Below are 19,409 nucleotides of genomic sequence, written 5' to 3'. Positions count from 1 at the left end.
GCCACTCTTCACCCGCATCACCGCCCTGAGGGGGCGTCATGTCCGAACCCGCCACTGCCCCGACGTACCCGACCGCCGCCATGGCACCCGCCGAACTCGTCGCCCTGCTGGACGAAAGCGATCCCGTGGTCCGCGCCTTCGACGCGCTGGTCATCCTGCACCCCGAGCACCTGACCCCGGTCAGCTTGGTCAAGGGCGGTGCGGCGTGACCCGCCAGCGCGTTCAGCTCACGAAGCAGAAGGTCACCCGCAAGACCGTCCAGCCCGACGATTCCGGCGGCGCCGACCGGGCGCGCGGCAGGACTGCATCGCGCCGCGCCGCACTGGTGACGCAGGCCGCCCGCCGCTTCCTCGCCCGGAGCGAGCCGTGACCATGCCCGAGTACCTGCGTGCCGCCCGCACCCTGACCCAGCGCGAGGTCGACCACCGTGCGTTCGTGCGCGGTGCGGCCGACCCGGCGCCCGGCGAGGTGGCCGAGGCCCGCAGTCACCACGCGGAGTACGGGGGTGCTGAGCGGTGAACCGCCGCACCCTGACGCGCACCTGCCCGCACGTCGCACGCTGCAGCCTGTGCAGCACGGCGGGCGCACCACTGCACGCGGCGACGGTCCGCACCCGTCACCCGCCCCCGGTCTGGACGGCGGCGCGCCTGTGCGCGGCCTGCTGGCGGCAGACCGCCATCTCGGAAACGGAAGGACCCTGACCATGACGGACCCGATCCCGGTGGACGTGGACGACCGGCTCGCGCTGCGCTTCGCGGAGCTGCAGAGCGCCAAGGAGTCCGCGGCGAAGTGGAGTGCGTACGTGAGGAGTCTGACGGCCAGCATCCTCGAAGAGCTGGGCTACGAGGCGGACGACGACAGGCCGCCGTCACGTGTGGCGCACGGAGCCGACGGCAAGCCGCTGTTCGCCGTGGAGGTGACCTACCGCAAGGGCTTCGACAAGAAGGGGCTTGAGGTGAAGTACCCCGCGGTCTTCGCGGAGTTCGAAAACCTGGGCCCGGTCAAGTCCATCAGGGCCGCTGAGTAGCCGTGCTTCCCGACCTCGCGTGGATGGACTCCGCGCTGTGCGCCCAGACCGGCGGGGACTTCTTCTTCCCCGGCACGGGCGAGAGCTACGCACAGGCACGCCGCATCTGCGGCGCCTGCCCGGTGCGCACCGAGTGCGGCGAGTACGCCGACGAGGGCGAGGGCACCGTCGCCCACCCCTACCGGCACGGCTACTGGGGCGGCAAGACGCCCCGCTCCCGGGCGGACAGAGCCGCCTGACCCACCAGTTCATGCCCCGCGGCCGGCACGGCGGCGGGGCCTGCGTATGCCTCAAGGAGAGCGGTGAAAACAAGGCGCGTCCTCGACGCGTGCTGCGGTGCGGGCGGCTCAGGTATGGGCTGGCATCTGGCCGGCTTCACGGACGCAGTTGGGGCCTGAGCTGCCATGTGCCGGGACGACCTGCCCGCGGGTCACTTGTGGAACTCCGCGATCGGAGTTCAGTCCAAGGTCATCGAGTGTGACTGGTGCGTCGGCTGTGGCCTGCCCCGTCCCGGCTTCATGGACCCCGCGGTCAAAGCAGAGCAATGGAGAGAGGGCGCCGATGCCGCCGAAGAACCCACGTTGCAAGGACTGCCCGCCCTCGAAGCACCCGCGTCCGGCCCCGTATCCGGGCCCGCGCTGCGCGAGCCATCACAAGGCGGCGGGTGGCGAGCTGCCCCGGCAGTGCAAGGACTGCCCGCCGACGTCGAAGCGCCCCGCTCCGCACAAGGGGCCCCGCTGCACGACGCACCACCGCGAGGCGACGAAGCGGCGTAGGGACGCCGCCCACGAGCGCCGGGTCGGGGACACCTACGGCCTGGCGCCCGGCGACTACGACAAGCTCTACCGCCTCCAGGGCGGGCGCTGCGCGATCTGCACCCGCGGCAAGGGGATCAGCAGGCGCCTTGCCGTCGACCACGACCACAAGTGCTGTGCGGGTACCACGTCCTGCGGCACGTGCGTACGCGGTCTGGTGTGCGGGCGCTGCAACTCGATGCTGGGCCACGCCCGCGACGAGCTGGACTTCTTCATCCGGGCGCACCGCTACCTGTTCTCCCCGCCCGCACGCCGCCTGAAAGGCAGTGAGACATGATCCCCCAATTCGAGATCGGCGCGACGGGGGCGGGCTGCTTCTGGCTGTGCGTCCTGGTGTGGGCCTGGCTGCAGAAGGGCAGCCGCCGTGGCTGAGACCCGCAAGTTCCACTGCATCTCGTGCCACAAGAACGTGACCGCCACGACGGACAACCACTACCGCAAGCACGACCGCGAGAAGGGGACCGAGTGCTCGCGCTCCAGGCGCGACATCCCCGCCTGGCTGATCCGCCGCGGCCCCGAGACGGGACCCGAGGACGAACGCCCGGTCATCGGCCGCGACTACGCGCCCTGCCCCCTGTGCCCCGCCTCGCCCGTGCTGGACGGCGCGACGGGCTGCTTCACCAAGCACACGCACCAGGGCGAGACGCCGACGTCGCCGCGCGTGCCCTGCGACATGAGCGGCAAGCCGTACGAGAGCGGAGAGAGCGAGTGTCCGACGACCGGTGTACCGGCATCAACGGCCAAGGCGGACGCTGTGCCCAACGAGTCCGAGGAGATGATCAGCAAGTGGGCAGCCACCGCAAGGGCGATCGAGGACAGGGAACTGCCCCCGCCCTCCCCGGAGTCGACGACTACGCCGAAGGACTCGCCGCAGCGGCCGGACGCAGCGGAGACGCCACCTGCTGTCACTCCGTCTGGGGATGCCAGCAGTGCAACCCCGTCCAGCGGGAGTCAAGCGATCCCGGAGCACCTGTGCCACCGGAAGGACGAACACAAGCCGCACAAGTGGATGAACGGCAAGCGGCAGGCGCAGTGCGCGGGGAAGCCTGCGCCGAGGACTGCGCGTACGGAGCCTGCTCCAGCCAGCCCTTCTGCGGAGGATGCTGCGCCTGCCTCGGAGGCTGCGCCGTCCAGTACGAGCAGCAGCAGGAGCGAGCGGGGCATCGCGGCAGTGGAGAAGCTCTCCCGGAAGCCTGCCCCCACCCCGGACGGCACGCCTGCGGACAGTGCAGCCCCGACGCCTGCGGATGCCCCGGAAGCGGCGACGCGGGAAGTCCAGAAGGCGCTGCCGGGCGCGACGGTGGAGTACGACGCGACGCCGGTTCCGGTCCTCAGGAACGCTGCCGCTACGCCGACAACGGCTGCGGCACCTTCGACGGCTGCGACCCCGACGACCCCAGCCGCTGCGCCGCCTTCGAGTAGCCTCTTCGCCCAGCCCGGCAGCCCGTTCAGCCAGCCGGGGAAGGTGGCCGTCGCAGAGCCTGCCGTGCCGATGACGGTGATGGCTGAACGGCTGGTCGCCAGGATGCGGGAGGTCTTCTACAGCTACGGCAACCGCAGGACCGACGACAACCGCGGCGCGCAGAGCACCCTCGGGCCGTCCGAGATCGGGAGTCCGTGCGACAGGCGCCTGGCCATGTCGCTGCTGCGGATACCGCCGGTCAATCCGGGCGGCGACGGCTGGGCCAGCTTCAAGGGCACGGCGATCCACGCGGCCCTGGCCGAGGTGTTCACGTGGGCTGACGGCGGGACCGGGCGGTTCGCCGTCGAAGTTCCGCTGGCCTTCCCCAGTGATCTCGTGCCGCGCGGCACGACGGATCTTCTCGACCGCGTCCTGTTCATGGTCGACGACCACAAGATCCAGGGGAAGTGGTCGCAGGACAGGCTGCGGACCAAGGGCATGACACCGACGCAGCGCGCCCAGCTTCACGTCTACGGGTACGGCGCCCGCCTTCAGGGCGAACGCGTCGATCATGTCGCGCTGCTGTCGTGGCCGATGGAGTCGTCAACGCTGGACGATTTGTACGCGGTGGTCGAACCCTATGACCCGCAGATAGCGCGCGACGCGCTGGCACGGGTGGACCGGATCGCGGCCGAGATAGAGACCAGGCGCGACGCTCTCAATCGGCAGCACATCCAGCCTCTCGAAGTGGCAGCGCTGTTCCCCGTCGACCCTGAGTCATGCAAGTTCTGCGACTGGTACGCGCCCGGTGATCCGAACATGGAGCGGGGGTGTCCCGGTCGATGACCAGCGGAAAGCGGGTGCTGGACCTGGAAGAACACTTTCGGTCCAGGCTCATCATTCAGCCTTCGGGGCACTGGCGTTACGGGACCCGCGTCAACAACAAGGGGTACGCATGCGTTTGCCACGCCGGTGACCGCGAGTACGCCCACCGGGTTTCCCATCACCTTTTCATCGGACCGATACCTCCGGGATACGACGTCGATCACCTATGTGGCCTCACGTGGTGCGTAAACCCCATGCATCTTGAGGCAATCACGCACTCGGAGAACATTCGCCGGGCGTACCGGGAGTGCGGCGCCAAGCTGCACGACATGACCAATCCCGCGAACTACTACGTCCGAAGCAACGGCGGTCGGATGTGCAGGCCGTGTAACGAGCGGCGAAACCGCGCGCGACTCAGCAAAGGCAAGGACGGCAATGGCCGACAGTGACCCCGCTGTGCAGTGGTGGGAGACCGACCCGGACAGTCCGGGGAATCTCAGCGAATGCGACATCGAATACGCGAAACCGTGCCCTGATAATCCGGGGCTCGCCTATCTCTGCGTACGCGACGGAGAGGCCGGGCTGATGGTTCGCCCCATGTTCGAGGTGCTGCCCCAATAGGAGGTGACAGATATGGAACTCGACTACGAGAAGCTGCTCACCCCCGGTGAGGTGGCTGAAATCTTCCGCGTCGACACGAAGACCGTAGCCCGGTGGGCGAAGGCAGGAAAGCTCACCTCGGTGCGCACGCTCGGCGGGCACCGGCGCTACCGCGACTCCGAGGTGCGGGCCGCATTCGACGCGGGACAGGAGGCCGCGTGAGGCCGCTCCGCATTCTGATGCACCGCGTCTTCCCCGCCCTGCACTGGTGGGCGGAGGCGGCGGGCGGCCCGCTGCGCTGGATATGCACCGGCTGCGGCGCGCAGACATACGAACTCCCCTGAGAGGAACGATGACCCGCAAACAGAAGATCACTGCCGCCCTCGCCGCCTTGAGCGCCGGGGGCGGACTGCTGCTGCTCACCGCGTGCAGCTCGGTGACCGAGCCGTACAACGACGCTCCGATCGACCACAAGGTCGACCGCCCCGCCATCGTCTACTCGATGCCGGACGGCTTCGCCAACTACTCCGAGAAGTGCGATGAATTCGGAAACCTGGTGATCACCACGCGGGGCTCCGACGGCGGGGGCGGCAAGGCCGTGACCGTCATCCCCGACAAGGAAGCGTGCGCGCCGTGGGACAAGGGCGCCGACGCGTGGAAGAAGGCGAAGTGATCCACCCCGCCCCGCACCCTCTGGCCGGGCAGACCGTGACGGTCGACCTCGGCAGCGGCCCTGAGCCGTTCGACGTCGAAGACTGGTGGGACCGCGTCAACGGCGGCTCGTGGATGCACGCGGAGGGCAACCCGGCTTGCCTGGCGTACGCAGTGCGCACCGCCGGGACGACACCGATCGACGACGAAGTCGTGTACGGCAAGGCCGGGTTCCTCGGTCACCTCGTGCACATCAGTGAGATCAAGGAAGAGGCATAAGTGAGCACCCCTAATCCCTTCGCACAGCCCGGCAGGAGCGGCGACTTCTTCTCGCCGAAGCACCACCGGGAATGGCTCGGCAGGCTGTTCATCTTCTATCCGGAATCCACCGTGATGAAGACCTTCAAGGAGGACGAGGGGCCCAAGCCGTTCGTCATTGCCGACGTGGTCATCGTCGATCTGCCGGATCCGCAGACCGGACAGCCCACCGTCATGCACAGCACGACCATCGGCGGCACGTCGCTGGTCCCCGCCCTCGACCGCGACAACATCGGCAAGAAGGTGCTGGGCAGGCTTCGCCAGAATCCTCCGCAGGGCCAGCGAGACGGTGCGTACTACATCGCCGGACCCGGCGACCCCGAAGGACCGACCGACCAGGACATCGCCGTGGCCGCCGCCTACGACGCACAGCACCCGCGCCAGGTGTTCGCACCGCCGCAGGCACAGCAGGCGCCGCCAGCTCAGCAGTACGGGCAGCCGCAGAACGTCACACAGATGCCGGGCTACGGCGGGCCGCAGGCACAGCCTCAGCACGTCTCGCAGCAGTTGCCGTACGACCCGTGGCAGGGCACGCAGGCCGCGCCGGGCGGGCAGCCCCAGGCGGGCCCTCCGCAGGGGCAGTGGGGGACGCCGCCCGCAGGGCAGCAGCCCTCGCAGCAGGGTGCCCCTTCGAACGCGGCTGCGACGGCGGCCCCTGCGGGAGCTGCACCCGGTAGCCCTCAGTGGGGGGCTCCTGCCGCTTCAGCGCAGGCAGCCCCTGCCCCGACGCCCCCTGTCTCAGCATCTGCCGCCCTTGACCCGCAGCTGGTCGCGTTCCTCCAGAGCAAGGGAGTCAACGCTGAAGGAATGACGGTCGAGCAGGCGACGCTGATCGCGAACACCCTCCAGGCGCAGAAGCAGGCGCCGCCCTTCTAGGACTGCCGCACCACCACGACGGACGCACCCGCCCGGGGCGCGTCCTTTTTTCATGCCCGCAGCCGGGGCCCGCCGCATCCGGGCGGCTCCGGCTGCGCTCCACCCGCGAAGGAGAACCCGTGTTCAGCAGCAAGAAGAGCGTCCCCGCCCCCGCCGCGAGCGGCCCGGCGATCAACCTCAGCGAGGTCCCGGCCGGCCTGGTCAGTGTCACCAAGAGCGCCGCCGTATCGCTGGAGAAGAGCGGACTCACCGGCCAGCGTGCAGCCGTGTACCTGGTCCTCGATCACTCGGGGAGCATGGTCCCGTTCTACCAGGACGGCAGCGTGCAGCGCCTCGCAGAGCAGGCGCTCGGACTGTCCGCCAACCTGGACGACGACGGCGTGGTGCCGCTGGTCTACTTCGGCTCGTACGTCGAGCACCTGACCGACGTGGAGCTCAGCAGCCACCAGGGCGCCGTCAGCCGCTCGCACGGCGCAGTGCACTGGGGGTCGACGAACTACGCGGCCGCCATCAACTACGTCGTCGAAGCGCACGGCGCCGCGGGCGCCCCGGCGCTGGTCATCTTCCAGACCGACGGAGAGCCCGACTCGCGCGAGCAGGTGGAGACAGCCCTTCGGTCGGCCAGCGAATGGCCGCTGTTCTTCGCCTTCGTCGGCTTCGGCCCGGAGCGCAACATGCGCTTCCTGAAGAAGCTCGACAACCTCAAGGGCCGCCAGGTCGACAACGCGTCCTTCTTCCACGCCGCCGACCCGCACAGCGTCAGTGATGCCGCGCTGTACGACGGCATCACCCACGAGTACGCGGGATGGCTCGCCGCCGCGTCTGCCGCGGGGATCGTGCGGTGATGCGCCGCCTGCTCGTGGCAGTCCTCGCTGCCGTCGCGCTTGCGCTGGCCGGATGCGGACCGACCTACCCCGAAGGGCCCGCCGGGAAGGTCGTGGACAAGGACCGCGACTACAAGTCGTCGACCAAGACTTACAAGTACGAGCTGACGACCCGCGACAACAAGGGGCAGCAGCACGAGTTCCGGGTGTCGTCCAGCGACTACGACGACTGCGTACGCGGCGCCCGCTACCCCAAGTGCACCAAGGACTGATCACGGGGGTCCCGGAAGCGGGACCCCTCTCGTCATGCAGGCAGGGGCGGGGCTTCCCCAGGGAGGCGCGCTCACCCCGTCCCTGCCTGCATGACGAGAGGGGGCGATTCTATGAAGACTCGAATGGAGCGCTTCATGGAGAAAACCAAGAGACATCCTGAGAGCGGATGCCTCCTGTGGGTAGGAAGGATTGACCGAAACGGGTACGCCAAATTCTGGGACGGAAACAAGATTGTCAATGCTCACCGGTGGATCTTCATCGAGAAGCACGGCTACGTGCCAGAAGTGGTGCGCCACCGCTGCGACACCCGGCATTGCGTCGACTGGCTACGGTGCCTGCTGCCTGGGACCCAAGGAGATAACATCCGGGACGCCATAGAGCGCGGGCGTATGCCTGGAACAGGAGAGCGCTGTCGAAACGGTCACCGCGACCGATGGGGTACGCAGGTGACCAAGTACGGCAGGACGGTGCGACGTTGCCGTGAATGCAATCGCCTGTGGACAGCTGAATACCGGAAGCGGCGGCAGTGAGTCTAATCGGATACGCCATCACAGCACTGCAACAGGGTATGCACGTGTTCCCGGTTCAGCCTGGCGAGAAAACGCCGCACAAGCTGCGTCCCGATCGTGATTACACGATCCGCTGGTCTGAGGAAGTCACGAACGATTTGAACCGGGTCATCGAGATCTGGTCCTGGTCGCCAATGGCGAACATCGGTGTGGCCGCGAAGCAGTCGGGCCTCCTGGTGATCGACTGTGATCTGCCGAAGGCACCGAACCAACTGGCGGGCACGCCCTACGAGTCGCTTCACGACAAGTGGGGCCCGCTGGTCGACGGCATGGACGTGCTGAAGGAGATATGCGAGCGGTACGGCGGTGACTGGTCGGCGCTGACCGACACGTACACAGTGTGTACGACCAGGAAGGGCGCTCATCTCTACCTGAGATGGCCCGCCGGACTGCAAGCCTCGCAGGCTTCGCCCGTCAAAGGACTGGTCGACGTCCGCGGCAACGGGGGCGTTCATGGGGGCTATGTCCTAGGCGCCGGCTCGCGCACCGCCAGCGGCCCGTACGTCGCAGAGAACGCGAGCCCGATACGCGACGCCCCGCCCTGGCTGGTCGAGCTGTGCCGCGAACGCCCCCCGCCCGCACGGCCGACGCCACTGTTCGCGCAGCCGCGCCGCGGCGGGTCGATCGGCGGACTGGTCGACACCGTGCGCGACGCGGTGCCCGGGAATCGTTCGAACGCTCTTTACTGGTCCGCCCGCGCCGCCTGCTCCGACGGCATCCCGATCGAGGAAGCCATCGACCAGCTCGGGGCGGCGTACACCGGCCGCGGCGGGCAGCGCCAGGCCGAAGCCTCGGTGCGCAGCGCGTACCGGAATCAATCACGGAAGGAAGGCCTCTGATGGGCCTGGACATTCACCTCTACACGGCAGCTCAGCAGAAGCAGAACCACGCCTGGGAGAAGGCATCGGAAGAGTTCTACGACCGCGAGCGCACGGACGCGGAGAAGGCGGCGTTCCGCGAGCAGTGGACGTACACCTGCGCCACCGACGTCCCCAGCGAGAAGCATGGTGAGGGCACGCTGAACAACCGGCGCTACCTGCGGTCGTCGTACAACGGCAGCGGCTTCAACAGCGCAGTGCCGCAGGTGCTGGGGCGTGAGTCCTCGTACTACTGGATCTTTGAAGGTATCCAGCCCGACCAGGAGCCCGAGATCGAGCTGACCGAGGCGTCGATCCCGGCACTCGAAGCGGCACGGGGCCGGGCGGAGGAGATCGCCGCAGAGCTCCGGGCCATGGAGGCGCCGGTCAAGGTCGCGACGGTTGGCCCCAACTTGTTCTCCGGGTCCGCCGCCATAACCGAGGACGGCGCCCTGAGCTGGTACCGCGAGCAGGTGCAAAAGGCGCAGGAGAAGAACTCTCCCTTCGGCGAGAACGGATGGTCGAATCGGGACGGTCACTTCTACGGAGGTAACCCGCTGGAAGTCGTCGCCGCAGTTCCCGGGGTCGGCCTCCTCGGAGAGCCGGGTGTGCACCTGATCTTCAAGATGAATGACGAAACGACCGAGAGCTATGCCCAATCGGCGGACATCGTCGCGGAGTTCATCGAGGAAGCAATCGAGCTGATCCGCGAGGACGGCGCGGTGCACATGCACTGGAGCGGCTGACCCGTGCCCCGCCCCGTGATCACCTGCTCGCACTGCGGAGACAGGGCCGTGCACAAGGCGCGCGGCTGGTGCAAGCGCTGCTATCGCCGCTGGTTCTACTACGGCAAACCGCCTGACGGTCCGCCCCCGCTGCGCGAGGCCGTCTGCGGCACGACGGGCGGCTGGGACAAGCACAAGCGGCTGCGCACCACACCCTGCGCCGCCTGCCGCGTCGCGCACAACTCAGCGGAACGCAGGCGCAGGCGGCGCCAGCGCGGCACGACCGGCAAGGAGCGCCACTACACCACGGCGACGCCGCGCACCGGCTGGTCCAAGGAGCAGCAGCGCGCGGCGCGGCTGACCGCCCTGGTATCCACCGGGCGTGACGACCGCCTGCTCCTGCTGCAGGTACTGGGACTGGCGGAGCCGGACGGCGAAGCGGCACCCGCAGCCATCGCGTGAAGTCACTGAGCGCCAGCGTTCGCCATACCCCGCCCGCCTTGCGCCGCCGGATGCGGCAGGCGTAGAGCGGAGCACATCAACCCGCTTACCCCGGCCAGCGATTGCCGTCGCCGACCGGGGCACTTGACCAGGAGACGCATCCTCCATGGCCCGCACAAAAGGTAGCGCCGCACCCCGTGCGGTGATCAAGAGTTCTGACACGTTGCCCGTTGCCAATTCCGGCGCTGCCGGGGTCCTGACCCTGCTGGCCGTCATCGCCGCAGTGGCGACCGTCGCCCTGACCGGCACCGCCTTCTGGCTCAGCTTCGAGCACCTGCACGACGTCGCCGCCGCGCACGGCCTTGAGCGCTCGGTCACCCGCGCGTGGGCCTGGCCCGCGACCGTCGACATGTTCATCGTCGTCGGCGAGGTGCTGATCCTGCGCGCCTCGCTGCTGCGCCGCGTCGACTGGTGGGCGATCTCGCTCGCCGTCGCCGGGTCGCTCGGCTCCATCGCCCTGAACGTCGCGGGCGTCGGCGCCGGGGCGCAGGGCATGGACTACGTCGTCGCCGCCGTGCCGCCCGTCGCCGCGCTGCTCGCCTTCGGCGCGCTTATGCGGCAGGTCCACGAGGCCATCGCGCAACGCGTCGCAACGGTGCCCGTTGCAGTGCAACGCACCCCCGTTGCAGCGATCTGCGCGGCCGTGGCGCCCGTTGCAGCGCGGCCCGCCGCATGGGTCGGCCGGGCACCCGCCGGGACCCGCCTGCTGGACGCCTGGCCCATCTGCTGCACCGCCACCGCAACGGAGCCCGTTGCAGTGCAACGGCCCCTCACGCTCGTGGCAGAACACCGTGGCGAGACCATGACGACCGGTGAGGTCGCGAAGTTCTGCCACGTGTCGGCCGACACCGTCCGCTCCTGGAAGTCGCGGGGCAAGCTGAAGCCCGTGGCCACCGGGCCGGACGGCTCCCTGCGCTTCGCCGCGGCCGATGTCGTGAAGCTGCCGGGGGAGAGCCCGTGAGCATCCCCGACGGCACGACGGGGGCAGTGATCAACGGGACCGAGCAGAAGGTGACGTTCAAGAAGGTCGAGGCGGACGACAAGCACGAGACCTTCGCTCTCGACCCGGACAAGTCACCTGTCCCCGTCGACACACCGGAAGTGGCGGCCGACACCGGCACGTGGGTGGAGCAGCGCCGCGCCTACCTGGACGGGGCGCCGCCGGTCCTGCCCTCGTGGCTGAAGCATGCGGGCGAGTTCACCGAGAACGCCCGCTGGACGGTCTCCTCCTATGCCCACCTCACCGGGTTCCACCTGATCCGCGTCCCGGTCTATATGGCACGCCTGCTGCGGCAGTCGCCGCGGGGAGCGGGCCGCCTGGCCGTCCGGTGGGTCAAGTGGATCACCGATACCGAAGCGCGGCCGGTCGAGGCACGGGCCGCGGCGACCGCGAACATCGAGGCGTGGCTGGCGCTGTCCCGCGAGAAGTCCCGGCGGGTCAGGCCGCGGCGCATCGCCTCACTGGCGGTCTTCTGCGTGAGCGCGCTGATCCTCCTGATCGCCGCCCTGCTCGTGCCGGTGTGGACACTGGGCGCCTGCCTCACAGTGCTGGCGCTGATCGGCACACAGGGCGGCAGGAGCGACAAGCCGATCGTCACCCGCTACCTGTCCATCCACCTGCAGCGTCCGCTGGATTCCGAGGAGCTGACGCAGGCGATCGAGGCGATCGGGATCAAGGGCACGCCCAGGTTTGTCGGACCGGTCGCGATCGACGGCCCCGGCTGGCTGGCACAGGTCGACCTTCCGGGCGCGACGCTCGCGGAACTGCTGCTCGACAAGCGCAAGGAGCTGGCCGCCGCGATGCGCAGGCCGCTTCAGTGCGTGTGGCCCTCCGTCGGCACCGAGCACCCCGGCCGCGCCAACATCTGGGTCGCGAAGAAGGACCCGCGCTCGATCAAACGGCCGTGGCCGCTGCTGGCCGGCGGCACGGCGGACATGTACGGCGAGTTCCCGTTCGGCTGCACACCCAAGGGCGACAAGATCCCGCTCGCCCTGATCGGCACGAACATGCTGATCGGCGGCGTGATGGGCAGCGGCAAGACGTCCGCGGTCAGCACGATCGCCTGCTCGGGAGCTCTTGACCCGACCTGTGAGGCGTGGCTGTTCGAGCTCAAGGGCTCCGGCGACCTGGAGGCGCTCAAGCCCATCTGCCACCGCTACGTCCAGGGTGACGACGACGAGCACTGCGAAGCGGCGCTGGAAGGGGCGTACGCCCTGGAGATGGAGATGAAGCGGCGCAAGAAGATCGTCGCCGGTCTCCCCATCGAGGACGTTCCCACCGGCAGGAAGATCACGCGACGGCTGGCCAGGAAGTACCCGCACCTGCGGCTGCACCCGGTCCTCGCCATCTTCGACGAGGTGCACACGCTGTTCGAGCACCCCGCCTACGGCAAGGAAGCCGCGGCCGTCTTCATCCGCCTGATCCGCAAGGCGCGCGCGTACGGGATCATCCTGGTCCTCACCACGCAGCGGCCCGACGCGAAGTCGATCCCGAAGGGAGTCAGCGACAACGCGATCGTCCGCTTCTGCCTGGCGATCAGCGGGCACACCGCGAATGACCTGGTGCTGAGCACCGGTGCCTACAAGCGGGGCGTCCGCGCCACGATCTTCGAGCCTGCCGAAGGCGACGACCCGAAGGACTCCGGCACCGGATGGCTGGCGCGCTCCGTGGCCAACGCCCGCATCGTGCGGGCGTACTTCCTCTCACAGCAGGAGATGCGCGACACCGGCCAGCGGGGGCTCGCGCTGCGCACCGCGGCCGGAACCCTGTCCGGTGAGGCAGCGGGCCAGCAGATCGAGAAGACCGACCGCACAACCATCGCCGATCACCTGCACGCGGTGTGGCCGGACGGAACCGAAGCGGTGCACAGTCACCGCCTGGTCGAGTCGCTCGCGCTGTACCTGCCCGAGCTGTACGGCGCGTGGACAGAGACCGAGAAGCCGCTCAGTGACATGAGCGCGGAAGAAGTCCGCGACGCCCAGGCGATGCGGTCCACGGCGCTGAGCGCCGTACTCAAGGCGCACAGGATCCCGACCCGGCAGCTCACCATCCGGGACTGCTGCGGCGGCGCCAAAGGCGTGCGGTTCGCCGACCTCCCCGAGCCGCGAGAGACCGACGAGGACGACAGCTGACCCGGTTTCGGCAGGGGCCCATGGTTTCGCCGGAGCCGGAAACCGGTTTCGGCCCCGATATCCCCGTGATCATGCACTGACGTGCAGTGACTTCGGGTTTCGGCCCGCGCCTCCCAACCCCGAAACAGCCCCGCACCAGAGGCTGAGACACCCGATGAAAGGACCCGCATGCCCCGCTACCGCGACACAGCCCGCCGCGCCTGGCTGTCCGCCCGCATCGCCAAGCAGGCGATGGCCGACGACGAGCTGAGCGATGAGACCTGCGTCGACCCGAAGTTCCGCAAAGAGATCGACCGCATCGACTCCCGGGCCGGTGAAGAGGACGGCTACCAGCAGTACGCCGCCAGGCGGCAGCTGGACGAGGCCCTGGCCGCCGCCGCGCGTGCGAAGGCCCGCCTGGACGCCGCCGCCCCGAAGGACAGGCGCGCTGCGCGCATCGCCAAGAACAACGCCGAGGCCGCCGTGACACGCGCCCGGCGTGCGGCACGCAAGGCGGGGCTCTGATGAGCGAGCGCTGCCTCCAGTGCGAGGCGCACGCTGAACTGCACAAGGGCAACTGGGGCTTCGGCGAGGCGAACGCGGAGTGCCCGCAGTGCGAGTCCCACGCCCGGATGCACAGCAGCTGCAGCGGAGCCCTGCTGATGCTGCTCGCCACGGCTGCCGTGATCGCCGTACGTGGCGCCAGGAACTGACCATCCGCCCGATCGCAGAAGGAAGACACCCATGCCCATGAACCCCGACACCGGCAGCGAAGTGGAGATCGAGGAGGACGGGGACTACACCGTCACCTTCTCGATGGTTCTGCCGCAGCCGGAGGAAGACAGCGAAGAGTGATGCACCACCCCCCGTTGCAGCCGTGGCAGGACCGCCACGGCGCGCCGCCGCAGACATCCCAGTACCTCGGCACCGACCCGGCGGGGCACCCCCTGTACGGCACGCCCGCCACACCCCCTGCAACGGGGGGCGTTGCACCGTTGCAGCCGATCGTTGCACGGCCGTGGGGCGCCTACATCGCGGGCGGCTGTGTGGCCGCCCTCGTGCTCGTCTTCGTCATGATCGGGCTCGCGATCCTCGCCGTCGCACTGGCCGTTGCAACGGTCTGCCTGACGGCCTGCACGATCGCGCTGCGCTCGATGTGGCGGCAGTACCTGAAGGAGAAATGACCATGGACGAGTCGTCCTGGCCGGATCCGCTGCCCGACGACTGGTGCTGGTCTCACGGCCGCGTGGAGCCGGATGACGAGAACACGTATCGCGCCTGCATGGAATGCAGCCACGTCTTCCAGACGGAAGCGGATCTGGTCCGCGATCACAATGCGGCGCTTGCCAATTACCGGAGGCAGAACCCGGCGAACGCACCGCACGTCATGGCTGACGCCACGTCCGCTGAGGAGATCTGGACGTGCCCGCACTGCATTCACGACTTCTGACCCACCCCGCACCCGCGCCCCGTTGCCCTCGGCAGCGGGGCGCTTCGCGTGAAAGGACCCGCACATGATTGCCACCCTGACCGCCGTCGCCGCCATGAGCTGGCTGCTGGCGACCCGCATCATCTACGGCCGCCTGCGACGCGCGGCCATCGACGGCTATGCGAGCAAGCGCAGCTGGTACCCCGACGGCACGGACGTGCCCCTGTACCGGGATCCCGTTGCCGAGTGGCAGAAGCGGGACCGAGAGGTGACGGTCACCGAAGCCCTCGTGCTGGGTCTTGTCTGGCCGCTGACCCTGGCGGCCGTCGCCGTCTGGCTGCTCATCACCTCCGGTCCGCCGCTCTCGCGGCACGAGCTGGAAGCCGAGAAGGCCGACGCGCTGCGCCGCATCGGCGAGCTGGAGAAGCAGCTGGGGATCGCGCCGTGACCGACTACCCGCTGAGCATCCGCCTGGCGCGCGGGCACCTGGCGCACCGCGCCTTCTCCCGCCGCACCGGCCTGATGCCGCCGCGCTACACCACCGCATGCGGCCACACCTTCAACCAGAGCGGCGTCGCCGACCTGGCCGCCACCGGGACGCCGTGCCACGGCTGCCGCATCGCCACACAGGAACTTAAGGCGGGCTGAGCTGTGGCCTTCATGACGATCACGATCGCCGAACTGCGGCTGCGGGCATCGCAGCTGCGCCTCAAGGCGGCAGCACTCGACTACAAGATCCCCGGCGAGGGAGTCACCGCGCAGTCCCGCCGCTTCCGCCAGGCCGGACGCTACGTCCAGCAGGCCGCGGATTACGAGGCCCTGGCCAAGCTCGCGGAGGTGGATGAGTGAGCACCGACGCGTACGCCTCCTGCCCCGGCTACGAGACCGCCCCGAACCCTTGCCGCTGCCCCTGCTACGGCTGCAAGCACCACTGCTCTGCTCACGACCCGGACAACACCGAGCCCTGCGGTGACCAGCTTGCCGACTGGACGTGCACGCTGCCGCCCGGACCGCATCCGTACTGGCAGCACGTCGATAAGGCCAACGGCACTTGGTGGTCGCAGTCGCGCGTGGCCCCGCACAGCAACCGCGATGGCTAAGGCCAAGCGCAAGGCCGCCGACCGCCCCGTCGGCCACGCCAGTTACGTCAAGGACCCTGCGAAGGCGCCCGCCTGCTCGACCTGTGACGAGACGTGGCCGTGCAAGATCTGGCAGCGCTGGACGGCGCGGCCGGAACACGAGGAAGCCGAGCGCGAGAGAGCGCGCGTCCGCGAGCAGATCGCGCGATGGAGACCGGGCCTGTGGGCGGCAGAAGTCGCTCCGGGCCCGTCGTGCGTGTGCGGCCTGCGGACCGAGGACACCTGCCAAAGGCACCCGAGGAAGGAGACATGACATGACGATCAACGTGGACCTGCTGCTGGAGATCCGGGAGCAGATCACCAGCCACCCCGAGACGCACGACCAGGAGCAGTGGGGCAAGCGGACTGGCTGCGGTACGACTCACTGCATCGCCGGATGGGCAGCGGTGCTGACAGGCGCCGCCCTCGCCTGGACTGACGCGGCGGACCTGGACGACATCAACGGGGACGAGGTCGTTACCTACGCTGACGACCATGAAAATCCGAGCGTTTACGCCCAGCGGGTCATAGGACTGCCCCCGGGCGAGGTCATCGGTCTCTTCTACGAACTCGACAACGCGGAGGCCCTGGAAGCACTCGACCGGCTGATCGAGAAGGGCAAGAACGCCGCATGAGCCGTCTGCCCGCACAGCAGCGCCGCCGCAAGCGGCGCCTGCCCGTCACCCCGCCCGGCTACGCCGACGCCGTACCCGCCGACGGGCGGCGCGCCTACTGCCCCGCCTGCGGGGAAGTGCAGCGCGACTACGGGACGCGGCAGGCGCTGGAGGGGAACGACGTCATCCCGCACCTGCGCGAGATCGCAGCCGCGGTCAAGGAGAAGGGCAGGTGCGGCGAGGCGGTCACGACGGTCGAGTGCCCCGGCGGGACCATTGACCCGGTGAAGGACCGGGCGCCGTGACGGACAGGTTCTGCGGTGACGAGTGGTGCCTCGGCAGTGGCCACACGTTCATGCTCGGCCGCGTGGTCTACCGGTGCGCCCGTGAGGCACGCCGCCCCGAAAAGCCCATCTCCAGGGAGCTGAAGCGCATGCACGCAGAGACGGCGATCTCCGACGCGCTGCCCACCCACCAAGCAGTGATCCGCTTCGGGCCTGCCGATGGTGTGCCGCTCAACTTCCAGCCCCCGTACGAGATCACCGTCCACGGCCCGGCCGCGTTCGTGGCGCGCATCGTCGCGAGCGCGGCCGACGCCTTCGAGGAGGACGCGCAGCGATGACCAATCCCAATCGTGCAGACGTCGACCACCTCCGCGAGCGGTTTCGGCACACGCTGTGCACCGCCCCGACAATCTGCGTGAGCAGCAAGCACGGGCCGACTGAGATCACAGGGGAGCTTGACGAGATCGTGCAGGCTCTCCTGGCCGCCCACACCCCGGCGCCTGACGACCTGAACCCCGGCCCGCACATCGTCTACCGCAGCGCCCGCGACCTGGACGGCAGCCGCATGCACGCCCTGATCGACATCGAGGCGCTGGACGACTCCCGCGAGCGGACCCTCTGCCGGGCCCTCCTTCAGTACGCCCTGACCCTGCTCGATGCGAGCGAACCCGAGCGCACCACCAAGGAGCACGATGCCTAAGCACGCATTCCGGCGCCGCAGGAAGGCGCTGATCATCACCACCTCCGGGGCCGCTCTCGCAGCGGCCCTTCTGCTTTCCCCCGGCGCCGACGGAGCGCCGTCCCCGAACGCCATGCCGAAGGGCGACCTGCCCGGGTGGCGGCAGGTGTGGGCCGAGAATTTCAACTCCGCTGTCAGCGCCCCGGTGAAGACCGGCTCGTTCAGCGGCTGCAACAACCACGCCGACACCCCGCGCGCCTACTGCTCCGGCCTGTCCGGCAAGTGGCGCGACACCCTGTGGGCCTACCCGTCCGGCTGGGAGGACACCGCGAAGTCCGGCGCCGACGGCAACGGGGGCGCCCCGTACGGCGGCACCTACGAGCCGCAGAAGACCGTCTCGATCGGCAAGGGCTACGACGGCACCGGCACGCTGAAGGTCTCGATGTACCGGCCGGTGGGGAGCGGCAGTAACGTCGTCGGCACCGTCGTGCCGAGGAAGTGCATGGACCTGCGCGACGGGCGGTACAGCGCGCGGGTCAAGGTCACCAGGGCCGACCCCGGCTTCAAGTCGGCGTGGCTGCGCTACGAAGGCTCGCGCGCGGAGGTCGACTACCCCGAGGTCGACGACTACACGTCCAGCAACGTCGCGATGTTCAACCACGGCTCGCAGGAGTGGAACGTCCAGACCGGCGCCCGCATGACCACCGCGCACACCTACACGTGGGAACGCCGCGGCTCCACCGTCACCGTCTACCTGGACGGCCGCAAGCTGCGCACCGGCAGCACCTCGCTGACGACCAGCTCATGGATCTGGCAGAACGAGTCACGGATCGAACGGGACCGCAACAAGCGCAACGGCGGCTACGCGGCACCCGGCGCCAAGGCCACGCTCGAAGTCACGTGGGCCACCTGCTACAAGGCGGTGCGCTGATGCCGACCTACACCTTCGAGAAGGTCGAGCTGTACGGCGAGAAGCGCGTCAAGTGCACCGTCTGCGGCAAGGCGATGAAGCGGCGGACGACCGTGTACCAGACGCTGAACCCGTTCAACAAGACGGACGACGGCAAGGTCAAGAGCCGCTCACAGATCCTCGCCGAGCTGCGCGTGAAGCTCGATGCGTGGCGCGGACAGGCGGAGACGCACGCGAAGTGCGAAGGCGGCGCCTCATGACTGACCGCGAAGACCGCCTCGCCCGCTACCTCGCGGCGCAGCACCGCGACCAGGCGACGGGCTCACCGGCCGCCCGCATGGAGCTGGCCGCCGCGGCGCGGGAGCTGGACGAGCACGGCGAGGACATCCCGGAGGCGATGGAGTCGTGAGCTACCTCATCACCCTCGCCTTCCTGGTCGTCCTGTTCCTCGCGATGCCGTTCCTGGGCATGGCGTTCAACTGGTACTGCCGCGTGATCAACCGACTGCTGAAGCGGCGGAAGGGGCACGGCTCATGACCGGTCCCTGGACACACGTCGATGCCGTCGTGGACTGGCTGGACAACGCCGCAAAGGGGCAGGGCGACCAGACCGCGCTGCGCCTGCTGAAGATCGGCGAGGAGTACGGGGAGGCGACGCAGGCGTACATCGGCGCCGTCGGCCAGAACCCGCGCAAGGGCTTCACGCACGCCCCCCGGGACGTGGCGGAAGAACTGTGCGACGTGATCCTCGCCGCGATGGTGGCCCTGCACGGCTTCACCGTCACCCACCCGCAGGACTTCTTCGAGGCGTACGTGGACACGCGCGCCCAGCGGCTCGCCGCACTGACAGACAGGACGCAGACGTGAAGGTCATCCGCGTCGGCGAAGAGAACGGCTTCGCCGTCTACGACCCACCGATCCCGAGCAACTTCAACAGCAACCTGCGCGGCGACGACATGGACCTCGCACGCCTTCAGTGGCAGGCCGGACTCGCCTCGCTCG

At 69.0% G+C, this 19,409-nt stretch carries 38 protein-coding genes; all 38 read left to right on the top strand.

All coding sequences use genetic code 11. The features are described 5' to 3' along the window. The first annotated feature begins 38 nt into the window (after positions 1–38). On the top strand, positions 39–209 hold the full coding sequence (locus AOK03_RS42610) for a hypothetical protein (protein ID WP_157868974.1): 171 nt from the start codon (positions 39–41) through the stop codon (positions 207–209). Continuing rightward, positions 206–370, top strand: coding sequence for a hypothetical protein (locus tag AOK03_RS42605; protein ID WP_157868973.1), 165 nt, complete (start codon positions 206–208; stop codon positions 368–370). The genes AOK03_RS42610 and AOK03_RS42605 overlap by 4 nt, the downstream gene beginning before the upstream one ends. Further along, positions 367–519: a hypothetical protein gene (locus AOK03_RS42600; protein ID WP_157868972.1), complete on the top strand. Its 153-nt coding sequence runs from the start codon at positions 367–369 to the stop codon at positions 517–519. The genes AOK03_RS42605 and AOK03_RS42600 overlap by 4 nt, the downstream gene beginning before the upstream one ends. A gap of 184 nt (positions 520–703) precedes the next feature. Further along, positions 704–1,027 (top strand): hypothetical protein, encoded by a 324-nt coding sequence (locus AOK03_RS16565; protein WP_055566034.1) that lies wholly within the window; start codon positions 704–706, stop codon positions 1,025–1,027. 2 nt (positions 1,028–1,029) lie between these two features. Continuing rightward, positions 1,030–1,266 carry a WhiB family transcriptional regulator gene (locus AOK03_RS16560; protein ID WP_341845811.1) on the top strand — a complete coding sequence of 79 codons (237 nt, stop codon included), beginning with the start codon at positions 1,030–1,032 and terminating at the stop codon, positions 1,264–1,266. A 322-nt stretch (positions 1,267–1,588) separates the two neighbouring features. Next, a complete protein-coding gene (locus tag AOK03_RS16555; RefSeq protein WP_079074765.1) occupies positions 1,589–2,119 on the top strand; it encodes an endonuclease VII domain-containing protein in 531 nt (176 codons plus the stop codon). An 87-nt stretch (positions 2,120–2,206) separates the two neighbouring features. Further along, on the top strand, positions 2,207–4,090 hold the full coding sequence (locus AOK03_RS42595; RefSeq protein WP_157868971.1) for a hypothetical protein: 1,884 nt from the start codon (positions 2,207–2,209) through the stop codon (positions 4,088–4,090). Further along, the gene (locus AOK03_RS45190; protein ID WP_157868970.1) at positions 4,087–4,518 is read left to right on the top strand and encodes an HNH endonuclease signature motif containing protein; all 432 of its coding nucleotides are present in this window, start codon (positions 4,087–4,089) and stop codon (positions 4,516–4,518) included. Before AOK03_RS42595 ends, AOK03_RS45190 begins: the two co-directional genes overlap by 4 nt. Continuing rightward, complete coding sequence (locus AOK03_RS16540; protein ID WP_055566031.1) at positions 4,505–4,690, top strand: hypothetical protein; 186 nt, start codon at positions 4,505–4,507, stop codon at positions 4,688–4,690. Before AOK03_RS45190 ends, AOK03_RS16540 begins: the two co-directional genes overlap by 14 nt. A gap of 12 nt (positions 4,691–4,702) precedes the next feature. Next, complete coding sequence (locus AOK03_RS16535) at positions 4,703–4,891, top strand: BldC family transcriptional regulator (protein ID WP_055566030.1); 189 nt, start codon at positions 4,703–4,705, stop codon at positions 4,889–4,891. Beyond that, a complete protein-coding gene (locus AOK03_RS44870) occupies positions 4,888–5,013 on the top strand; it encodes a hypothetical protein (protein WP_279616322.1) in 126 nt (41 codons plus the stop codon). The genes AOK03_RS16535 and AOK03_RS44870 overlap by 4 nt, the downstream gene beginning before the upstream one ends. 8 nt (positions 5,014–5,021) lie before the next feature. After that, positions 5,022–5,342, top strand: a complete 321-nt coding sequence (locus tag AOK03_RS16530; protein WP_055566029.1) for a hypothetical protein — start codon at positions 5,022–5,024, stop codon at positions 5,340–5,342. Beyond that, positions 5,339–5,599 carry a hypothetical protein gene (locus tag AOK03_RS16525; protein ID WP_055566028.1) on the top strand — a complete coding sequence of 87 codons (261 nt, stop codon included), beginning with the start codon at positions 5,339–5,341 and terminating at the stop codon, positions 5,597–5,599. Before AOK03_RS16530 ends, AOK03_RS16525 begins: the two co-directional genes overlap by 4 nt. Further along, on the top strand, positions 5,600–6,514 hold the full coding sequence (locus AOK03_RS16520; protein ID WP_055566027.1) for a hypothetical protein: 915 nt from the start codon (positions 5,600–5,602) through the stop codon (positions 6,512–6,514). Between the two features lie 119 nt (positions 6,515–6,633). After that, positions 6,634–7,359 (top strand): VWA domain-containing protein, encoded by a 726-nt coding sequence (locus tag AOK03_RS16515; protein ID WP_079074763.1) that lies wholly within the window; start codon positions 6,634–6,636, stop codon positions 7,357–7,359. Beyond that, complete coding sequence (locus AOK03_RS16510; RefSeq protein WP_055566026.1) at positions 7,359–7,610, top strand: hypothetical protein; 252 nt, start codon at positions 7,359–7,361, stop codon at positions 7,608–7,610. The genes AOK03_RS16515 and AOK03_RS16510 overlap by 1 nt, the downstream gene beginning before the upstream one ends. Before the next feature lie 527 nt (positions 7,611–8,137). Continuing rightward, a complete protein-coding gene (locus AOK03_RS16505; protein ID WP_279616321.1) occupies positions 8,138–9,019 on the top strand; it encodes a bifunctional DNA primase/polymerase in 882 nt (293 codons plus the stop codon). Further along, the gene (locus AOK03_RS16500; protein WP_055566024.1) at positions 9,019–9,783 is read left to right on the top strand and encodes a hypothetical protein; all 765 of its coding nucleotides are present in this window, start codon (positions 9,019–9,021) and stop codon (positions 9,781–9,783) included. Before AOK03_RS16505 ends, AOK03_RS16500 begins: the two co-directional genes overlap by 1 nt. Before the next feature lie 3 nt (positions 9,784–9,786). Then, the gene (locus AOK03_RS16495) at positions 9,787–10,224 is read left to right on the top strand and encodes a hypothetical protein (protein ID WP_055566023.1); all 438 of its coding nucleotides are present in this window, start codon (positions 9,787–9,789) and stop codon (positions 10,222–10,224) included. 202 nt (positions 10,225–10,426) lie between these two features. Further along, a complete protein-coding gene (locus AOK03_RS16490; protein WP_244177637.1) occupies positions 10,427–11,224 on the top strand; it encodes a DUF2637 domain-containing protein in 798 nt (265 codons plus the stop codon). After that, positions 11,221–13,395, top strand: a complete 2,175-nt coding sequence (locus tag AOK03_RS16485) for an FtsK/SpoIIIE domain-containing protein (protein ID WP_055566021.1) — start codon at positions 11,221–11,223, stop codon at positions 13,393–13,395. The genes AOK03_RS16490 and AOK03_RS16485 overlap by 4 nt, the downstream gene beginning before the upstream one ends. A gap of 168 nt (positions 13,396–13,563) precedes the next feature. Continuing rightward, on the top strand, positions 13,564–13,899 hold the full coding sequence (locus tag AOK03_RS16480; protein WP_055566020.1) for a hypothetical protein: 336 nt from the start codon (positions 13,564–13,566) through the stop codon (positions 13,897–13,899). After that, positions 13,899–14,087: a hypothetical protein gene (locus AOK03_RS16475; protein ID WP_055566019.1), complete on the top strand. Its 189-nt coding sequence runs from the start codon at positions 13,899–13,901 to the stop codon at positions 14,085–14,087. Before AOK03_RS16480 ends, AOK03_RS16475 begins: the two co-directional genes overlap by 1 nt. A 282-nt stretch (positions 14,088–14,369) precedes the next feature. Next, positions 14,370–14,558, top strand: a complete 189-nt coding sequence (locus AOK03_RS42590) for a hypothetical protein (protein WP_157868967.1) — start codon at positions 14,370–14,372, stop codon at positions 14,556–14,558. Between the two features lie 2 nt (positions 14,559–14,560). Beyond that, on the top strand, positions 14,561–14,824 hold the full coding sequence (locus AOK03_RS16465) for a hypothetical protein (protein ID WP_055566017.1): 264 nt from the start codon (positions 14,561–14,563) through the stop codon (positions 14,822–14,824). A 64-nt stretch (positions 14,825–14,888) separates the two neighbouring features. Beyond that, a complete protein-coding gene (locus AOK03_RS16460; protein WP_055566016.1) occupies positions 14,889–15,251 on the top strand; it encodes a hypothetical protein in 363 nt (120 codons plus the stop codon). Then, complete coding sequence (locus tag AOK03_RS16455; protein ID WP_055566015.1) at positions 15,248–15,451, top strand: hypothetical protein; 204 nt, start codon at positions 15,248–15,250, stop codon at positions 15,449–15,451. The genes AOK03_RS16460 and AOK03_RS16455 overlap by 4 nt, the downstream gene beginning before the upstream one ends. A gap of 12 nt (positions 15,452–15,463) precedes the next feature. Beyond that, on the top strand, positions 15,464–15,652 hold the full coding sequence (locus tag AOK03_RS16450; protein WP_157868966.1) for a hypothetical protein: 189 nt from the start codon (positions 15,464–15,466) through the stop codon (positions 15,650–15,652). Between the two features lie 243 nt (positions 15,653–15,895). Further along, positions 15,896–16,195 (top strand): hypothetical protein, encoded by a 300-nt coding sequence (locus AOK03_RS42585; protein ID WP_157868965.1) that lies wholly within the window; start codon positions 15,896–15,898, stop codon positions 16,193–16,195. Position 16,196: 1 nt separating this feature from the next. Then, a complete protein-coding gene (locus AOK03_RS16445) occupies positions 16,197–16,556 on the top strand; it encodes a hypothetical protein (RefSeq protein WP_055566013.1) in 360 nt (119 codons plus the stop codon). Further along, the gene (locus AOK03_RS16440) at positions 16,553–16,840 is read left to right on the top strand and encodes a hypothetical protein (RefSeq protein ID WP_055566012.1); all 288 of its coding nucleotides are present in this window, start codon (positions 16,553–16,555) and stop codon (positions 16,838–16,840) included. The genes AOK03_RS16445 and AOK03_RS16440 overlap by 4 nt, the downstream gene beginning before the upstream one ends. Then, positions 16,837–17,157 carry a hypothetical protein gene (locus tag AOK03_RS16435; RefSeq protein ID WP_055566011.1) on the top strand — a complete coding sequence of 107 codons (321 nt, stop codon included), beginning with the start codon at positions 16,837–16,839 and terminating at the stop codon, positions 17,155–17,157. Before AOK03_RS16440 ends, AOK03_RS16435 begins: the two co-directional genes overlap by 4 nt. A 77-nt stretch (positions 17,158–17,234) precedes the next feature. Next, positions 17,235–17,519 carry a hypothetical protein gene (locus AOK03_RS42580; RefSeq protein WP_167355613.1) on the top strand — a complete coding sequence of 95 codons (285 nt, stop codon included), beginning with the start codon at positions 17,235–17,237 and terminating at the stop codon, positions 17,517–17,519. Further along, positions 17,512–18,429, top strand: a complete 918-nt coding sequence (locus AOK03_RS16425; protein ID WP_055566009.1) for a hypothetical protein — start codon at positions 17,512–17,514, stop codon at positions 18,427–18,429. Before AOK03_RS42580 ends, AOK03_RS16425 begins: the two co-directional genes overlap by 8 nt. After that, positions 18,429–18,668, top strand: a complete 240-nt coding sequence (locus AOK03_RS16420; RefSeq protein ID WP_055566008.1) for a hypothetical protein — start codon at positions 18,429–18,431, stop codon at positions 18,666–18,668. Before AOK03_RS16425 ends, AOK03_RS16420 begins: the two co-directional genes overlap by 1 nt. Then, positions 18,665–18,817 carry a hypothetical protein gene (locus AOK03_RS42575; RefSeq protein WP_157868963.1) on the top strand — a complete coding sequence of 51 codons (153 nt, stop codon included), beginning with the start codon at positions 18,665–18,667 and terminating at the stop codon, positions 18,815–18,817. The genes AOK03_RS16420 and AOK03_RS42575 overlap by 4 nt, the downstream gene beginning before the upstream one ends. Further along, positions 18,814–18,945, top strand: coding sequence for a hypothetical protein (locus AOK03_RS44865; protein ID WP_279616320.1), 132 nt, complete (start codon positions 18,814–18,816; stop codon positions 18,943–18,945). The genes AOK03_RS42575 and AOK03_RS44865 overlap by 4 nt, the downstream gene beginning before the upstream one ends. Beyond that, on the top strand, positions 18,942–19,274 hold the full coding sequence (locus AOK03_RS16415) for a MazG-like family protein (RefSeq protein WP_055566007.1): 333 nt from the start codon (positions 18,942–18,944) through the stop codon (positions 19,272–19,274). Before AOK03_RS44865 ends, AOK03_RS16415 begins: the two co-directional genes overlap by 4 nt. Positions 19,275–19,409 lie beyond the last annotated feature (135 nt).

Source organism: Streptomyces atriruber (genome assembly GCF_001418325.1).
In the GTDB taxonomy this organism is placed as follows: Bacteria; Actinomycetota; Actinomycetes; order Streptomycetales; family Streptomycetaceae; genus Streptomyces; species Streptomyces atriruber.
Note: the sequence above shows the minus strand (reverse complement) of the source record. Positions and strands in the feature narration are given on the sequence as shown.

Excerpts from the sequence above, each read along its gene's own strand:
- AOK03_RS42610 (WP_157868974.1), top strand. The coding sequence starts at position 39 with ATGTCCGAACCCGCCACTGCCCCGACGTACCCGACCGCCGCCATGGCA.
- AOK03_RS16565 (WP_055566034.1), top strand. The coding sequence starts at position 704 with ATGACGGACCCGATCCCGGTGGACGTGGACGACCGGCTCGCGCTGCGC.
- AOK03_RS16555 (WP_079074765.1), top strand. The coding sequence starts at position 1,589 with ATGCCGCCGAAGAACCCACGTTGCAAGGACTGCCCGCCCTCGAAGCAC.
- AOK03_RS45190 (WP_157868970.1), top strand. The coding sequence starts at position 4,087 with ATGACCAGCGGAAAGCGGGTGCTGGACCTGGAAGAACACTTTCGGTCC.
- AOK03_RS16540 (WP_055566031.1), top strand. The coding sequence starts at position 4,505 with ATGGCCGACAGTGACCCCGCTGTGCAGTGGTGGGAGACCGACCCGGAC.
- AOK03_RS16535 (WP_055566030.1), top strand. The coding sequence starts at position 4,703 with ATGGAACTCGACTACGAGAAGCTGCTCACCCCCGGTGAGGTGGCTGAA.
- AOK03_RS16530 (WP_055566029.1), top strand. The coding sequence starts at position 5,022 with ATGACCCGCAAACAGAAGATCACTGCCGCCCTCGCCGCCTTGAGCGCC.
- AOK03_RS16510 (WP_055566026.1), top strand. The coding sequence starts at position 7,359 with ATGCGCCGCCTGCTCGTGGCAGTCCTCGCTGCCGTCGCGCTTGCGCTG.
- AOK03_RS16500 (WP_055566024.1), top strand. The coding sequence starts at position 9,019 with ATGGGCCTGGACATTCACCTCTACACGGCAGCTCAGCAGAAGCAGAAC.
- AOK03_RS16480 (WP_055566020.1), top strand. The coding sequence starts at position 13,564 with ATGCCCCGCTACCGCGACACAGCCCGCCGCGCCTGGCTGTCCGCCCGC.
- AOK03_RS16475 (WP_055566019.1), top strand. The coding sequence starts at position 13,899 with ATGAGCGAGCGCTGCCTCCAGTGCGAGGCGCACGCTGAACTGCACAAG.
- AOK03_RS16465 (WP_055566017.1), top strand. The coding sequence starts at position 14,561 with ATGGACGAGTCGTCCTGGCCGGATCCGCTGCCCGACGACTGGTGCTGG.
- AOK03_RS16460 (WP_055566016.1), top strand. The coding sequence starts at position 14,889 with ATGATTGCCACCCTGACCGCCGTCGCCGCCATGAGCTGGCTGCTGGCG.
- AOK03_RS16450 (WP_157868966.1), top strand. The coding sequence starts at position 15,464 with ATGACGATCACGATCGCCGAACTGCGGCTGCGGGCATCGCAGCTGCGC.
- AOK03_RS42585 (WP_157868965.1), top strand. The coding sequence starts at position 15,896 with ATGGCTAAGGCCAAGCGCAAGGCCGCCGACCGCCCCGTCGGCCACGCC.
- AOK03_RS16445 (WP_055566013.1), top strand. The coding sequence starts at position 16,197 with ATGACGATCAACGTGGACCTGCTGCTGGAGATCCGGGAGCAGATCACC.
- AOK03_RS16440 (WP_055566012.1), top strand. The coding sequence starts at position 16,553 with ATGAGCCGTCTGCCCGCACAGCAGCGCCGCCGCAAGCGGCGCCTGCCC.
- AOK03_RS16425 (WP_055566009.1), top strand. The coding sequence starts at position 17,512 with ATGCCTAAGCACGCATTCCGGCGCCGCAGGAAGGCGCTGATCATCACC.
- AOK03_RS16420 (WP_055566008.1), top strand. The coding sequence starts at position 18,429 with ATGCCGACCTACACCTTCGAGAAGGTCGAGCTGTACGGCGAGAAGCGC.
- AOK03_RS42575 (WP_157868963.1), top strand. The coding sequence starts at position 18,665 with ATGACTGACCGCGAAGACCGCCTCGCCCGCTACCTCGCGGCGCAGCAC.
- AOK03_RS16415 (WP_055566007.1), top strand. The coding sequence starts at position 18,942 with ATGACCGGTCCCTGGACACACGTCGATGCCGTCGTGGACTGGCTGGAC.